The following is a 15729-nucleotide window of genomic DNA, read 5'->3' on the forward strand; positions in this document are numbered from 1 at the left end:
GGTTTTGATGAGGGTTTAGTTCTGACTCGCTTCTTTCTTCAGTTCGAGCATTGTCTCGGCCATTTTCTTGCCGATACGGCTATACCAGATGCCACTGCCCAAGTAATGGTAAGGTCGGTCCGAACCGACAAGCTTCCATTCTTCGAAGTGATCTTGCCAACCAGGGAATAGGTCTTCGGCCGTCTTGTCGACCATCTCGTCGGTTGCGATCGTCTTCACATTACCGGCAAACTCGGGAACTTGGTTCATTGCGAACTGGGCGTCTTGGATCTTCTTCATGTTTGCTTGCGGTTCGCCGGAGCCGTTCTGACCGAGAGCACCAATAACGACTGGCAAGTTCGGCGAGTTCCAAGCTTTACGAATGTCGTGAATCAGATGCTTCATGTTCTGTGCGTACTCGCTAGGGGCGTAGTCCCCGAACATGTCATTGAAACCTTGAAACCAGACGAATCCGGCAATGTGGGGCTTTTTTCCTTTCAATTCTGGAAACAATTCGCCCGCGTTCTTCAGAGTGTTGTCGACTTCCCCCAGCATGGCGCGATACGAGATACCGTATTCCGATTTGATTTGCTCCATAGTCGGGAGGGGATCATTGCGGTTTCGCTTCTCGTTATTGTTCTGGACGCGCTTCTGAGCTTGGGCGAGTTCTTCCTGCAGGACTTCTTCGCTCGGCATGCCGGCGCTGGGGGAACGGAACTTTTGATATAAAGAATGCCCGCCCCAGGCAGTCTTAATCAACAGGACTGGTTCGTCGTAGGCCTCTCCCATCGCAAACCCAAACGCCAGTTCGAGGCCAGTTTTGTTGGGAGATCCGTAGCCAATGGTAAGTGGCCCTTTGCGATTAAGAAACTTGATCATCACGTCGTCACGCTCGATCCATTTATCATCTTTCCGAAATTCAGCATAGAACTCCTTGGTCTTCTCGTCGGTCGCTTGATGCTCGAGCAGTTCGTTGCTTGCTTTTCCTTCCATATTCGATTGACCTGCCAGGATGAAAACCTGATAGGTATCTTCTGCCCATAAGCTGGTTGTTCCAAAGCTAAACAGCAATAGTACTGCCGGAAGTATACGTGTGATGCGTGGCATGAAAGATTCCTCAGAGAGAAGCGGAGTGAGTGGGATCGGTTAAGAAAAGTTGTGCTACGGTCGACTTCGACCTTGCTGTTTGCTGGTTTCGAGCTGCTGTTTTAGTTGTTTCACGATTTCAGGATGCTGCGAGTAAACGTTCGTTGTTTCGCCAGGATCAGATTTCAAATTGTAAAGTTGCCCCGGGGCGGTCGGGTCGGTATCCTCCAATCTATAGATCGACAACGCCCCTTGCTGGTAATTGTTACCGCCAGAACCGGGGTGATCTAGATACTTCCAATCGCCTTGGCGAATTGCCATGCTCAAGTTGATGGTTGTGTGCAAGGTATAGGGGCGAATGGGATTACTGTATTTTTCACCCTTAAGCACAGGTAAGAAACTGAAACTATCCTCGGCGGCGCCTTGTGGAATGGTAACTCCCACCATGTCAGCGATCGTGCGCATCAGATCAGTCTGGCAGATGGTTTCCGTGGACGTCATTCCAGGGGCAACCTTACCAGGCCACCTGACGATAAACGGAACACGATGGCCGCCTTCCCACTGATCTCGTTTCATACCGCGAAATGGGTGTGCACCGTCGTGCTCGAAACGCTTCCGCATATCGAGCACGGTGATTGTCTCCGGTCCATTATCACTGGTAACAATCACCATCGTATTATCGGCGACATTTAATTCGTCGAGAGTCTTCAACAATTGGCCAACGACCCAGTCGAATTCGTAAATGAAATCACCATGAACGCCGGCATTCGTTTTGCCTTGAAACGCTTTCGCAGGAAGGGATGGTAGGTGTACGGCCTGCGTCGAGTGAAAGAGAAAGAACGGCTGATTGGGATGCTTCTGGACATGGTGTTTGAGAAATGCCTGGCTCTTTTCAAGGAATACCAAGTCGACCTCAAACAAATCAAAGTCGTCTGCGACGAGCCCTGGGCGGCAGTCTCCGGCATAAGGAAAGAAGTCACGCAGCGGTTCGGCCGCACGCACTTTCGTGGGCGGAACCGGAATCTGATCTCCATCGATCCAAGCATATAGCCAATCGGTCGTTGGGCAGCAGGCCGTCCCGAAGAACTGGTCGAACCCATGCGCCAGCGGGCCATCGGGGATCTTGCGGGTGAAGTCGGTCGCACGAACCTTTTCTACTCCGTTCAAATCGCGCCGCTGATCGATCGGCTTTCCCTCTTTGTCGAAGAAGCTGAGTCCAATGTGCCACTTGCCAAACATCGCCGTGGCATACCCGCTCTGTTTGAGCATCTCTGGCAACGTAAGCCGGTCGTTATCGATCAGACATGGCCCGCCTACTCCGACGAAGACACCCCGGTAGTTCAAGCGAAATGGCATCCGCCCCGTCATCACGCCATACCGAGAAGGTGTGCAGACGGTGGAAGGGCTGTGGGCGTCGGTGAAACGCATTCCTTCTTTCGCTAGCTGATCGAGGTTGGCAGTTGTGACCTTGGCTTCCGAGTTGTAACCACTGACGTCGCCGTACCCTAGATCGTCGGCGTAGATCACCAGAATATTGGGTAGCGTTTGTTCTGCTGATAACCTGCCTGCCGCAGCAAACAGGACCATTGCGGCAATGATCATACGACATGAAATCGCTAGACGTTTCGGACGAGGCACGTTATTCTCCCAAGTATTAGATGCCTCTCAGGATCGCACATGCCGACGGCGAATTAAAGCAGGTCGCGGGAAAACTTAGGAATACCCGCTACGAGGCCTCCTTCACACCCCCGACACTTCGCCAAGCCTTATCGATTTCGGATAGTAGGAAGAGGACCAATCCGGTACCGAATGCCAACGCCCATGGTCGCCACGTGGTGGGTTGAGTCTCGAAGATCTGATTCAACAGAGGCACGTAAGTCAGCATCACTTGTAAGCCGATCATGGCGGCGATGCCTGCCCACACCAGTGGATTGCTAAATATGCCGAGCTGGAACATCGAGTGCCGCAGCGAGCGACAAGTCAGCAGGTAAGCGGCCTGCCCCATGACAATGACATTCACAGCTGCCGTACGAGCCGATTCAAGTTCGACACCGAGATATTTCTTGAACGCAAAGACACCGTAAGTCGCCAGAACCAAAAGCGCCCCGACCCATAACGTTCGCCACATCAACGTCACCGAGAGAATCGGTTCGTTGGCATCGCGGGGCGGACGCGCCATCAACCCAGGCTCTTTCGGCTCGAATGCGAGCGTCGCCCCTAGCAAGATCGCGGTTGACATGTTGATCCACAATATCTGGAGTGGAGTGATCGGTAATTGAAATCCAAGGAACGCGGCGACGAGAATGATGCCTGCTTCTCCTAGGTTCGTCGGTAGCGTCCAGGCAATGAACTTCTTCAGGTTGTCATAGATGCCCCGCCCTTCTTCGACGGCCGCTTCGATGGTCGCGAAGTTATCATCGGTCAGGATCATATCAGCGGCTTCCTTGGTCACTTCAGTCCCCGTGATCCCCATGGCGACTCCGATGTTCGCTTGGCGTAATGCAGGGGCATCGTTGACCCCATCGCCGGTCATCGCGACTACGTTTCCCTTCGATTGCAAAGCCTCCACCAATCGTAACTTTTGAGCCGGCGACACCCTTGCGAACACGGCGATCTCTTCTACGGAGTCAATCAACTCGCGATCAGATAGTGCTTCCAACTGTGTGCCGGTGATTCCGAACAGGCCAGTGTTCTCGTCATTTCGACGCCCCGCTAACCCAAGTTGTCCAGCGATCGCGGTCGCGGTACCGACATGATCACCAGTGATCATCTTGACCTTGATCCCTGCGTTCTGGCAGGCGGCCACTGCTTTGATGGCTTCCGGTCGAGGAGGATCGATCATCCCTTGAAGCCCCAACAACTCCAAGCCACTGGTCAGATCGTCGTGTTCGAGATTGGTCTTGTCGGCAGGAAACGTCTTCTTCGCAAAGGCCAACACACGCAGGCCATCCGCGGCCATTTCGGCGACTTGGGATTCGATAGCAGCTGAGTCGACAGGGCTTCCATCGGCTAAAAGTTTGCAACGTGGTAGTAACCGCTCGACGGAACCTTTGATGTAGGCAACGCTTTGATCAGCGTGCGATTGATGAAGCGTGGCCATGTATTGGTATTGCGATTCGAAAGGAATTGCGTCGCGTCTGGGGAATTCGCTATTGGCGACGTGTCCTTCCAGGCCAAGCTTTAGGGCCGAAGTCAACAGCGCCGCTTCCGTCGGATCTCCTTCGACTTTCCATTCGCTGTGCCCTACCGATACCAAGCGTGTATCATTGCAAAGCACGCCGGCACGTAACATCTCGACAAGTTGATGATCGTCAACCGGCGCGATATCGCTTGTCGTGGCGGCAGTGATACTTCCCTTAGCTTCGTAGCCTGATCCGTCCACGTCGTATTGCTGATTACCAGTTGAAATACGACGGACCGTCATTTGGTTTTGCGTCAGCGTTCCAGTCTTGTCGGAACAAATCACTGACGTGCTGCCAAGCGTCTCCACGGCCGGCAATTTGCGGACAATCGCGCGGCGACTGGCCAAACGAGAAACACCAAGTGCCAACGTTGCCGTCACCACCGCTGGCAAACCTTCAGGGATCGCACCGACGGCAAGGGCGACGGCGGCTAGTAAAACTTCCACCGCAGGCTCACCACGTAGCAAGATGGAAAACGCCACGCAAGCGGCCAATACGAGGATAACTTTAAGTAGCGTGTGACTCAGTTCGTTGATTCGGCGAACCAGGGGCGTTTCCAACACGTCGGCAGTCGCGATCAGTTTGTTGATGTGCCCGATTTCGGTATGATCGCCAGTCGCGACCACGATCCCAGTACCAGTTCCGTAAGTGACCAGCGTCGACGAGAACGCCATGTTGGTGCGTTCGGCTAGCGGCGTTCCCTCGGCCAGCGCGGTAACACTCTTTTCGACTGGGACCGATTCACCAGTCAAGGCCGATTCGTCGATCTGTAAGTCGCGCTGATGGAGTAGGCGAATATCGGCTGGAACACGATCGCCCGATTGCAACTTCACGCAATCGCCAGGAACAAGATCTGCTGCCGAGATTTGCGAGACTTGGCCACCGCGAACCACGTTTGCATCGCTGCTGAGAACCTTGCTCAGCGCGCTGATAGCTTTCAAAGCTTTCGCTTCTTGAACATAGCCAATAATGGAATTGACTAGCACCACGCCGAAGATCACGGCGGCGTCGGCCCATTCGCGGAGGACCAAGGTGAGTGCGGTGGCGACCAGCAAAATGTAGACGAGCGGCTGCTGAAATTGACGGATGAAGACGCGAAGCTTCGTTTCCCCTTTGGCCTGAGTTAGCTGATTCGGCCCGAAGCGATTGCGGCGCCGGGCTACCTCCAGCAGCGGCAATCCTTGCTCAGAGCTTGTTTCCCAACGCGAGGCGATCTCGTCGGTTTCGAAATGATACCACTGCTCTGTCTCAGGCCGACTCATGGTACTGCTCCTCAAGGTCTCAACCCGCCGCACAGGTGCCATGCGGCTGGCTGCGGTTGTTGCGTCCGAGGTGAATTCGCCACAGAGTTTCCATGGCCAAGGTCGGTCAACCTTCTTTGTACGACGCCCTACGAAGCGGCACAAGGCGATCGAAGCCAGATATGACTGCGGGTTAGTGAAGCAGGCTGGTGCATTGCTTTGGTGGAGTAAAAACAGGTTGCGAAGTTATCGGTGTAACAGCTTTCCTAATCCACCCGAAATCAACGTGGCGACGTTGGTTAAGACTTGAGGAAGGGCGATTCCGCCAGGACTTGCCAAGTATTTCGGAGACCATACGGGATCGAACTTTTCTTTGTAGTTGCGCAGTCCCTGAAAGTTGTAGAAGTGCTCGCCATGCTGAAAGACTAAGCTACAAACGCGATTCCATAGCGGGCCTAGGCGGTTCGCTTCGATACCAGAAAGAGGTGCCATGCCGAGGTTAAACCAATGGTATCCCTGATGGTGACCGTACAGCATCAATTCGATAAAAAGGTACTCCATCACATTCCGCTGTGAGTCGGGCACGTAACGCATGAGATCGATCGAAAGCTCCTCATGATTCGCCCCCGGCAAGATGTTCGCAAAGGCGATTGCAATCCCTTGAGAATCCCGTACCAACGCAATGTCGTAACGGGATAAATAAGCTTCATTAAAGAAGCCGAGCGAAAAACCCTTCTCGGCGGTCGCTTTGTCACCGAGCCAAGCATCGGAGATCTCTTTCAAACGTGGCATAATTTGCGGGACGTTGCTTCGTGGAATTATCTCGAATGTGATTCCTGCTTCTTCGACCTTTTTATGTGTTCGACGTAGACCGCTACGTTTGCCGCCAGCCAATGAGAAGTCAGTCAGCGGAACGCGGGCTTCTTCTCCCAGCTTGATCATCGTGAGCCCCATTTCCACGTAGCGGGCCAACGACGATTGACTTACCTGGTAAAAGACGGGCCAAGTACCGGCCGCGTCGCATGCTTCGCGAAAGTTCCAAGCGGCATCGTCCATCGATTCGGCGTGTCCTATGGGATCTCCCATCGCGATCCAGCAGTTCCCTTGGCAACCGAACATTACGGCAGCCTGGCGATCGTGGCTGAAGACAAATCGCTTATCGCCCAACAGGGCAAGGTTGGCATCACATGCTTCGCTTGCCGCAACCAAGTCGGTTACTTCGGCCAATTCTTCCTCGGTCGCCAGCGTCGGCGTAACAGGTTTAGCCCGCAGCAAGCTGGCGACGGCGAAGATCGCGATCGTCACCGCAGCGGCGAGCAAAGCCCGTAGCGAGCGCGGGGCATCGTGTCGGTACGCGAATTCCCACCACAGATCGTTGCTGTATTCAACATGTCGGTAGGCAAACATGACAATCCAAAACATCAATCCTAGCGATAGTATGGCAGCCAAGAGCCAAGTCGGCGAGAGGCTAGGAGAAAGGAGTTGCCCTTTACGGAAAAAGTGACTGCGGCAAGGGAGCAATGCCATCAGCAATACGAACAGGATGATCGCTTCTTCGTAGTCGAATCCTTTGGCCAGCGAAACGAGCACGCCAAGCCCCAGAAGGATACAGGTCAACACCCAAGCGGCATCGATGCGCCGTTGTAAGGACCGAGCTAATACAAGTAACAGTGCCCCAATCACGCTGCCTAATAAGTGCGAAACCTCGACGACTGGCAGCGGAAGAAACTCGCGTAACATGGCCATGCGACCATGCGAGGCTGGTAGGGAACCAGAGATCAACAAGATCAGTCCAGCCACAAACACGCCGCCCGTCACCACGCGTGGTCCGATGACCATCGTCCACCGCACAGCTTCGCGTCCGATCGCCGTTGCCGTGCTGGCATGTTCACGGAAGGTGGCCACGCCGACGATGCAAAGTCCAACCGTGAGCGGCAGGAGATAATAGATGACACGATACGCCAAGAGCGAAGCAAGTAGTCCGTGCGAGTTGGAAAATGGAAGCATCGTCACGACGACTAATTCCAACACCCCCAGCCCGCCCGGAACGTGACTTACCAGCGACACAATCACGGCCAGAATGAAGATCGCGGTAAAGGGAAGGAAGCTAATCTGCGCGTCTTTCGGCAGCAAGACGTACAGGGCCGCCGAGGCGCACATGAAGTCGGTCGCCGAGACAAACGTTTGTGCCAAAGCAATTCGCAGCGGAGGTGGCTGAAAGTTGATCTTCATCCAGTGGATCGGCCGTTGCCGTACCCAGCACAGGATGAAGAATAGCCCTACCGTACTTAATAAGATTGCGCCGAGAGGGCGACTGGTGGCCAGCGGTAAATTGAAACGGGCTGGGATATCGAACGGCGTCAGCAGGAACAACGTTCCCCCAAGCGTGAACAGCCCCATCCAAAACGCCGTCGCGATCAGCAGGATCATGCGAACGATCTCAGGCGACGACATGCCCCAACTGGCGTACAGTCGCACACGGATCGGGGTTCCTCCGAAGACGGAACCGAGCGTGTTGCTGAATGAATAGTAAAGGAATGATACGATCGCGACTTGGCGTAACTTGAGAACGTGGTCGATCAAGTGGACGGCCAGCCAGTCGTAACCGATCATCACGGCATAGTTGAGCAGTGTGAAGCCGAGCGATAACGCAATGACCTGCCACGGAAGCGATTCGAAGCTTTCCGCAACGTCATGAGGATGGATGTTGCGAAACTCGTAATGCAACAACCATAACGATCCGCCAAACATGGCGACCGTGAGAACGTTAAGCAGCGTGTGGTAATGCTCAGTCAGCCAACGGAGCCAGGTCTGCTGCGGGGTAGCTGCGATGTCGGTCGATTCGCTCGCCAATGCCGGCGGCACCGGTTCTTCTTCCATGGGGGAACTAGGTGGCTGCGTCACAGATAGCTCGCTTAGACGGTCAAGGAATGACGACCGTAAAGAATACGTTTCGAAATCGCTTCCCGACGCACTATTTTACGGAATACAATCCCTGAGCCCAGGGTGTTATCGGAGGAACTTGGCGACGGAATCGAATCGGTGTCAGCCTTTTCTCGTCTCACCTTGCTACCAAGTGGGGAGCAAGCGGCTTGGCATAGACTGCAGACCGCATTATCGACGACCTAAGTGCAGGCATCGCTACGGCGCATTTCGAGATACTTGGGCACCCAAGAGTAATCTCCACCGATGACATGCCGACAATGAGTCAGAATGTTAATACATGCATTATGAATACCATCCCGAGTCTTTTGCGGCGAGGGAAAAGGCGACTCATTCGTAATCAGGCCTGGCGAGATTGGCCGTGTGCGGCGCTCGGCTAACGGGACGAATACCAGCAAGGCGTGTCCTAAATGTAGGCCATTTTCTCCCAGCGTATCTCGCGGTGAGAATTGGACAATGACTTCTCCTTCAGGACACTCGTGAAAATAGAAGTTGGTCTTGGGGAAAGCGACTTGAACGCCATCTGGCCCATCGTCCTTCAGAACATACGGCTCTGGCCATACGAATTCCGAGAACACTTCCTCCAACAAGGCAACGGTCAAGAATGGCGATTCATTAAGCATTTCTGTCAGTAGCAGATTAGAAAGGACAAAAAATAACCCCGACCGAGATGTGATCGGTCAGGGTTCAAAAGCGTTTGGCACCAATGAATCTCGGTGCTACCACACTGCTTACTTTTTCGCGTCGGCAACTTCGAATTCAGCCTTTTCCCAAGCTTCTTCGCCGAACAGCTTGGTCAGTTGCTCATCACCTTCCAGCTTCTCTGCCTTGCCTTTGCAGTTGTTGCAGCAGAACTGGATCTTCGCGCCGTTGACTGTCAGTTCGGTCTTCAGCGGGCCACCCGTGAATGGGCACTTGGCTTGCTTGGCTTGTTCGGTAGCAACTAGCTGCTGGTTGGCTTTGGCCATGACCAACTTGTCTTTACCTTCAATCTTCTTAGCGAAAGCCTTAGGGCAGTTATCGCAGCAGAAGAAGACTTCACCACCTTTGTAGTCAACCGACTTTTCTGCCTTGGCAGGTGCCTTGGGGTTCATGACGCATTTAACGTCAGTCAGATCGATCTCGGCAGCGACCACCGTAAGCGCCATGACTGCAAGTAAGGCGACACCAGAAAGGAGGAAACGGGCTTTCATAAATATGAGCCTTTCGATTCGGAGAGTTCGGGGCAGGAAACGATTCAACGTCAGAGCCGCATTATCACGCGCTCGGGAACCAAGAGTCAAATTAGGTACCGAGAAAACTGTTCGTTGGTTAACGACAGCGGATCCGAATTAGTTTTAGTCTGAGACGCGATGTGGAATAATTTTTTTGAACCTAATCACCCATTGGTGGTTGACGAATCGAGAAAGGTTGTTTTATGGTATTGAGAATCATTCTCGATACAGCCGCCAGCTAAACCCTCCCCCGGACCAGCCAGCTTTAGATCGTTCGAGTTCCCTGAACCTATTTTTCTAAAGCTGGAGACTACCAAGCGATGCGCGGTCGCCGTGGGTTTACCCTTGTTGAATTGCTGGTTGTTATCGCCATCATTGGCGTTCTGATTGCCCTTTTGCTGCCGGCAGTGCAGCAAGCACGTGAAGCCGCTCGGCGGATGTCGTGCTCGAACAATTTGAAGCAAATCGTTCTCTCGATGCACAATTACGAGAGTGCCATGCGGCAGTTTCCGCCGATCGGGGAATCGATTAGCTATTCGTTTTCTGTCCAAGCGCAGCTACTCCCATTCTGCGAGCAAGCAAATCTGCAAGACCTGATCGACTTTGATATCCCGCTGGGGCATCCCCGTAACGGTGTTAGTCCCGAGCACGTTTTGCCTGCAAAAACGCCGGTCGAATTCTTCAACTGCCCCAGCGACGATTCGCCTGCCGTGAAGACAGTTGAGACAGCCCGCGGTGGTCCCTTTGATTATGCCGGCATCAACTACTGCGTGAACGTAGGAAGTGGCTCTGGCGAATACGTCAGTTTCGGCGATCCGACCGACGGAATCTCGTGGGCCGGAGCCAAGGTCAAGTTCCGTGATGTTACTGACGGAACCTCCAATACCGTTGCCTTTGCGGAAACCTTGATGGGGCCAGGCTACGAAGCGACTAGTACGCCAGATCCGCGAAGCATGCAAAAGTACATCGCGGGAGGCAGTGGCCGTAATATCTCGGACATGCAGGCGATGCGTGCTTACTACGATGCCAATGACTTGTCGGGCTTCTTGGGGCAAGTCACCGGCTGGGATGGTCAACGGGGTACGGCTTGGATCCGCGGCTTTGGCAGCGGCGGCGGTGCGATCAACGGCTACATCACGCCAAACAGCAGCTTCCCCGACATGTCGATTCGAGCCTACATCGTCATGGGACCACGCAGCAATCACCCCGGCGGGGCGATGACTGCCTTCGTTGACGGAAGCGTTCACTTCCTGCCAGATACGATCAATGCCGCGACCCAGCGTCGCTTGTTCGCCCGCAACGACGGCCAGGTCGTCGGCGAGTATTAAGCAATATTCGAGAGCCTCAAGCGATACGAAGAGATCGTCGCCTGATGGGTATTCTCTTTTTCCAAACAGGACCGATAGATGTCAACGACGGAAGTTCCTGCGGCACCTGCCGATTCATCAACATCGGCAGGGGATACGGCTTCGATCCTTGCGGCAGCTCGCGTGAAGCGCGGCCAAACGGGGAAACCGACTCCCAAGCCAAAAAGCTGGTTGTCGAAGGCATCGAATGAATGTTTAAAGCTAATCCGTCGCGTGCACCTTTACTCCGGCATCTTCATGTTGCCGTGGGTTTTGCTTTATGGATTCACCGGTTGGTTCTTCAATCATCCTGGCTACTTTACCGGCGATCAAGTCACTACGTTTCAGGCTTCCGATGTGGCCGATGGACAGCTGGCTTCCCTGCCCCAGCCCAACGCGATTGCATCGAAGATTGTCGACGAACTGAATATCGAGTCTTTCTTGGTCGACGGTCCGGAGATCAAGCTGACCGATGCTCGTGCTGCCGAATATTCCAGCTATCTCCGCTTCTCCGTCTCGGCTGACGGTGCGCAACATGATGTTGAAATTGATCCTGTCAGCGGATCGGGGCAAGTCCGCACGACGTTCCGTAACGAAAGCGAAACCGAAGTGGTCGCCGACGAGCTCCCTTCCAATCCGCTGCAGAATGTGGCTTCGGTTATCGTTCCTGAAAATGCGATGACCAAAGCACAAGAGGTCACCCCACAAGTACTCACCGACCTGGGGCTTCCCTCAGGCACCGCTTCTCCAGGGCGACGATCGGCCAACCTAACCTTCTCCGCCGAAGTGGATGGAGTCCCGTGCATCGTGACGTGCAACTTGGGTAACGGAAGCGTTACCGCGCTGCGGGAAGATGCTAAGCCAGAGATCGAAACGAAGAGCTTTCTGCAACGGTTGCACTTAGCCCGCATGTATTCGCCTCATTGGAATGTTCGCTGGTTCTGGGCGTTGATGGTCGATTTGATGTTCCTTTCGATGGTCTTCTGGGGCGTGTCTGGCATCTTGATGTGGTGGCAGATCAAGCGAACCCGTTTGTGGGGTGGTGGCTTCCTGGTGGCAAGCGTTATCTGCGCCACACTTTTGATGGTTGGCATGCACGATAGCTTGGCGACTTCAGGGCGTGGTCGAGGGGGCGGCGGTGGTGGTCGACCGCAAGGTGGACGCCCGCCAGCGGCTCAAGTCGAAGCTGAAGCGGACGTCGATGAGGTCGCGTCGGTTCCGTCACAAAAACGCTCGTAACACAACTCCACTCACACTTCAGGCCAACAGGATTCCTCGGATGCGAAATGCTTACCTTTTTACCCTTTTCCTCGGATTAAGCTGGTCCGCGCCGGCAATTGCGGCGGAAGCTGAACAGCCAACACTCGACGGCATGTCCGCTTTGCTCGAGAAAAGCTTGACGGCGATCGACGACGACAACGACGGCAAGGTTCCCTTGTTGAACGTGATTCGTGCGGTCCGACCACTCGGCTTCGGTGCGCAGTCGAACTCGGAATCGTCGGTCTCTACTGGTCGAGGAAGAGGACAAGGTAATCGCGGTGGGCGAGGCATGTCGCGCGATGCCAGTGGATCGGAAGCAGGCGGGCAATCGCGAGGTGGACGTCGTGGTCGCGGAGGAGAAGCTTCACAAGGACAGGCGGCGTCACCCACAAGTGGGCGAGGTGGTCGTGGCGGTTTCGATCCCGTGGAACGATTCAAATCGTTTGATCAAGACGGCGATGGCTTGCTGAAGGGAGACGAGATCAATGCTCGTCTGACCGGGTCGAAGTACGCGGAAGATGGCGAAGTCAGCCTAGAGGAGTTCCAAGCAGCCTTTGAAGAGATGCGTGCTTCAATGTCCGCCGGTGGTGGCCACAACCATGGCGGCGGAGGCCATGGAGGAGGTGGACAGGGACCAGGAGGACAGCGAGGTGGTAATCGTGGTGCTCCGACTGCGACCACATCCGAAGACGCGGCGTTGTTGGTCTCGTTTGATCAAAATCGTGATCGGGTGATTGAACTGCCGGAGATCAAATTGGCTTTGTCCCAGGAAGTCGAACGCCTGACCCAAGCGCGAATGACGCTCGACAAAGATCAAGATGGCGCGATCAGCAAATCCGAGTTCGCCGCCCAAGTCGAATCCGACGATCCGGCAACGCTGGATGAAGATGGCTTTGATCGCCGCACACGGATGATGTTCAACCGTGAAGATACCGATCAGGATGGCGCGATCACGGAAGAAGAAATCAAGCAACAAGTTCTGCAACAAACCGGTCGTCGCGTTCTCGCGTTGGGCTACTGCTTGGAGTTTGCGGATCTCGACGCGAACCGCGACCAGCAAATCTCAGCGGACGAAGTCACCAAGCTTGGATCGACCGAGCTCTCGGATTTGCTTGCAATTTCGGGGGAAGAGCCTCTGCCTTGCGAGGCTTTCTATGCGACCATTTATCGACGCCTTGCACGCCGATAATCGGTTAGCATTTCACGATTGAACGAAAACATGGGCCCACGCCCGCGTGGGCTTTCTTTGTACTGTGTGCAGTTACCTATCCGAGGTCTGGTCGGTTTAGCCATGCATGGTATCGCCTTCTGACGCGAATGACTCGATTCGCTCCAGCGTGTATTGCTTGCGACCATGTGTTGGTGAGTCGGCTTTTAGATTAGGGGATCGATCTGTACCTAAAGTTCGTAGATTTCCAACTTTGTATGTGACAAAGCGGGAATGCGATTTTTCTTCGACTTTGCGCACGTCGTTTGCGATGACTCTGGCCAAGCCCATTTTGAGTCGCGGGGGAGTCCGCGGTAGACCCAACCCGAGAGATACGAGGCAAGACGCCCCAACAACCAAGCTTCGTCTCGTCGACATGACTACGTGTATCAAAAGGAGAACACGGTTATGCCATCCATCGTTACCATACACGCGATCGTATTGTTGTTGGGAATCGCGTATTCCGCATCAGCCCAGGAACTTAGTCGAACCGATCCGCCACCAGAATACGTCACGACCCCGGCTGAATACACAACCACGCCGCCCCAGTACACGACAACACCACCTGAATATATCCCGCTGCCTGATACCGTTCCGCCCGACTTTGGTCAGGAGGACGGGCAGTCAAGTGATGATCCCTACGCCGATGACTCGGACGAGGAGGATACCACAACCGATCCGCTTACGTCGATCAACAACGTGGAAACGATCGTGCAAGCATATGCCCAATATGCGTTGGGAATGGACAGCACCTCCGCGCAACAGTTTGTCAACGAGTTCGGCAACATCGCCTCGCAACTCGGTTACCAAACACAAGACGTTGGACTAGAGATGGGTGTGAAGATCGCCCTTTACCTCACGCTGACTCGCTCGTTGGGGTTCTCGTCGACCCTGATGTAAGTCGATCGCGTCACCATCTAGAAGGCTTCGTCGCCCCGCGGGTCTGGCCAATTGCTGCCCAGGCTAGGCTTGCGGGGCCGACTTTTTTCGAAGCGGCTAATTCCGGTAAAAATCAATCCATCGGAGGCTGATTTGGTCTGGGTTCGTGGCAAAAAGTGCTTCTGGCAAGGGGACTTCAAAGTATCCGTTTTTTAAAGGGATGGAATCGCCTCCGACCATTTTTACTTCGGTATAAGACGAGCTTGATGGTACCAGCTTCGAGTGTTCGCGACCGGAACGCCAGGTCATACGTTGGCCGTGGTCGCCGCCACTAGCAATCGACCACTCGAACACGCCGTCATTTCTCGCTGCCTGAAACGATTCGAGCCCGTGAAGATGTAGCCGCACATGAATTTGTTTTGGCCAATCCTTGGACTTCCGATCGATCGATAATTTACCGAGGCCTGACTCACTCGTGATGTCGATCACGGTTGTTGCGTCCTCCGTGAGGAATCGAATCTCGGTTCCTGGTTGAGCGACACTTGCCATCAACGAATCGTTTGTGGCGGGGACGGCGGATGTGTTCTCCTCCCCTGCCCGCTTCAATTTGCTGACCGTCACGATCCAGCGTTCTGCCACTTCGACCCCCGCGCGGCGCTGGAGCGTTCCGGTAACAACTACCTGATTGCCATCTAGCTTTTCAGCCTGATCGCGCATCTCGGTATGTTTGCCGAAGTCGAGTTCCCAGGTAACTCCATTCGAAGTAATGGTGGTTCCGGTTGTCTCACCGCCGATAGCAACTAGTCCGGTGCGAAGCGTGCCGACAACGGTCACCTTGATGGAGTCAGCGACCTTGGCGGGCGAACTGTCTTCGTCTACGGCCGGCACTGCATGTCCGTTGACGGTCTTGATTCCGTCGCGATCGACGACCATCAATGTATACCCAAACCCTGGCCCGCCGATCTTCGTGCTGAAGACGACGAATTTCAAATTCCCATCGTCGTCGGTCATGGGCCGCATGTTCGCCCGATTGGGTCCATATGCCGTGCCGACCAGGACAAGCGATTTGGAGAAATCGATCTTGGGTAGTTCTTCCCCTGGTCGCCATGCTTTCCATAGCTTCTCCCAGGCGTCAGCATCGGCGATAAACTCGGTTTTTGGGGTAAACTTTTTCAGCAACGATTCGTCTTGCTGCTTACCCGACCAGACCTGGGGCGGTTTTTCTTCGGACGGCGGATCGGCGGCAAGTGTTGGGCAGATTAAGATAGCGAAAACCGCCAGTGTTACAGATATTCGGAGGATCATTGGCAATCTCCATGGAGTTTCTAGGGATGGTTGCTAATTAGACGAATCATACCGGGAAACGGTTCTCACGTTGCTAAAAATACGTTT

At 54.3% G+C, this 15729-nt stretch carries 11 protein-coding genes; 4 read left to right on the forward strand and 7 right to left on the reverse strand.

Features of this window, described 5'->3' with window-relative positions; genetic code table 11:
- Window positions 1-15 precede the first annotated feature (15 nt).
- The 6 genes from C5Y83_RS05635 to C5Y83_RS05660 form a co-directional block, all read right to left on the reverse strand.
- Window positions 16-1086: a sialate O-acetylesterase gene (locus C5Y83_RS05635; RefSeq protein ID WP_105328675.1), complete on the reverse strand. Its 1071-nt coding sequence runs from the start codon at window positions 1084-1086 to the stop codon at window positions 16-18.
- A gap of 54 nt (window positions 1087-1140) precedes the next feature.
- Window positions 1141-2703, reverse strand: a complete 1563-nt coding sequence (locus C5Y83_RS05640; protein WP_233207117.1) for a sulfatase-like hydrolase/transferase — start codon at window positions 2701-2703, stop codon at window positions 1141-1143.
- An 88-nt stretch (window positions 2704-2791) separates the two neighbouring features.
- Window positions 2792-5509 carry a cation-transporting P-type ATPase gene (locus C5Y83_RS05645; protein ID WP_105328676.1) on the reverse strand — a complete coding sequence of 906 codons (2718 nt, stop codon included), beginning with the start codon at window positions 5507-5509 and terminating at the stop codon, window positions 2792-2794.
- A gap of 225 nt (window positions 5510-5734) precedes the next feature.
- Complete coding sequence (mprF, locus tag C5Y83_RS05650; RefSeq protein WP_146117647.1) at window positions 5735-8392, reverse strand: bifunctional lysylphosphatidylglycerol flippase/synthetase MprF; 2658 nt, start codon at window positions 8390-8392, stop codon at window positions 5735-5737.
- Between the two features lie 221 nt (window positions 8393-8613).
- Entirely contained in the window at window positions 8614-9033 is a 420-nt protein-coding gene (locus tag C5Y83_RS05655; protein ID WP_146117648.1) for a hypothetical protein, read from the reverse strand.
- A 129-nt stretch (window positions 9034-9162) separates the two neighbouring features.
- The gene (locus C5Y83_RS05660; RefSeq protein WP_105328679.1) at window positions 9163-9624 is read right to left on the reverse strand and encodes a hypothetical protein; all 462 of its coding nucleotides are present in this window, start codon (window positions 9622-9624) and stop codon (window positions 9163-9165) included.
- 341 nt (window positions 9625-9965) lie between these two features.
- Between C5Y83_RS05660 and C5Y83_RS05665 the strand changes: the two genes are divergently transcribed.
- From C5Y83_RS05665 to C5Y83_RS05685, 4 genes are all read left to right on the forward strand, one after another.
- Complete coding sequence (locus C5Y83_RS05665; protein WP_105328680.1) at window positions 9966-10973, forward strand: DUF1559 domain-containing protein; 1008 nt, start codon at window positions 9966-9968, stop codon at window positions 10971-10973.
- Between the two features lie 78 nt (window positions 10974-11051).
- Complete coding sequence (locus C5Y83_RS05670; protein ID WP_105328681.1) at window positions 11052-12230, forward strand: PepSY domain-containing protein; 1179 nt, start codon at window positions 11052-11054, stop codon at window positions 12228-12230.
- 40 nt (window positions 12231-12270) lie between these two features.
- On the forward strand, window positions 12271-13440 hold the full coding sequence (locus C5Y83_RS05675) for an EF-hand domain-containing protein (protein WP_105328682.1): 1170 nt from the start codon (window positions 12271-12273) through the stop codon (window positions 13438-13440).
- 426 nt (window positions 13441-13866) lie between these two features.
- Window positions 13867-14358: a hypothetical protein gene (locus C5Y83_RS05685; RefSeq protein ID WP_105328684.1), complete on the forward strand. Its 492-nt coding sequence runs from the start codon at window positions 13867-13869 to the stop codon at window positions 14356-14358.
- A 96-nt stretch (window positions 14359-14454) separates the two neighbouring features.
- Here the strand turns inward: C5Y83_RS05685 and C5Y83_RS05690 are convergent, their stop codons facing one another.
- Entirely contained in the window at window positions 14455-15642 is a 1188-nt protein-coding gene (locus C5Y83_RS05690) for a hypothetical protein (RefSeq protein WP_105328685.1), read from the reverse strand.
- Window positions 15643-15729: the final 87 nt, after the last annotated feature.

The sequence above is a fragment of the Blastopirellula marina genome, from assembly GCF_002967765.1.
GTDB classification, from domain to species: domain Bacteria; phylum Planctomycetota; class Planctomycetia; order Pirellulales; family Pirellulaceae; genus Bremerella; species Bremerella marina_A.

Coding starts and splice junctions, on each gene's coding strand:
- C5Y83_RS05665 (WP_105328680.1), top strand. CDS start 9,966: ATGCGCGGTCGCCGTGGGTTTACCCTTGTTGAATTGCTGGTTGTTATC.
- C5Y83_RS05670 (WP_105328681.1), top strand. CDS start 11,052: ATGTCAACGACGGAAGTTCCTGCGGCACCTGCCGATTCATCAACATCG.
- C5Y83_RS05660 (WP_105328679.1), bottom strand. CDS start 9,624: ATGAAAGCCCGTTTCCTCCTTTCTGGTGTCGCCTTACTTGCAGTCATG.
- C5Y83_RS05685 (WP_105328684.1), top strand. CDS start 13,867: ATGCCATCCATCGTTACCATACACGCGATCGTATTGTTGTTGGGAATC.
- C5Y83_RS05675 (WP_105328682.1), top strand. CDS start 12,271: ATGCGAAATGCTTACCTTTTTACCCTTTTCCTCGGATTAAGCTGGTCC.
- C5Y83_RS05690 (WP_105328685.1), bottom strand. CDS start 15,642: ATGATCCTCCGAATATCTGTAACACTGGCGGTTTTCGCTATCTTAATC.
- C5Y83_RS05645 (WP_105328676.1), bottom strand. CDS start 5,509: ATGAGTCGGCCTGAGACAGAGCAGTGGTATCATTTCGAAACCGACGAG.
- C5Y83_RS05635 (WP_105328675.1), bottom strand. CDS start 1,086: ATGCCACGCATCACACGTATACTTCCGGCAGTACTATTGCTGTTTAGC.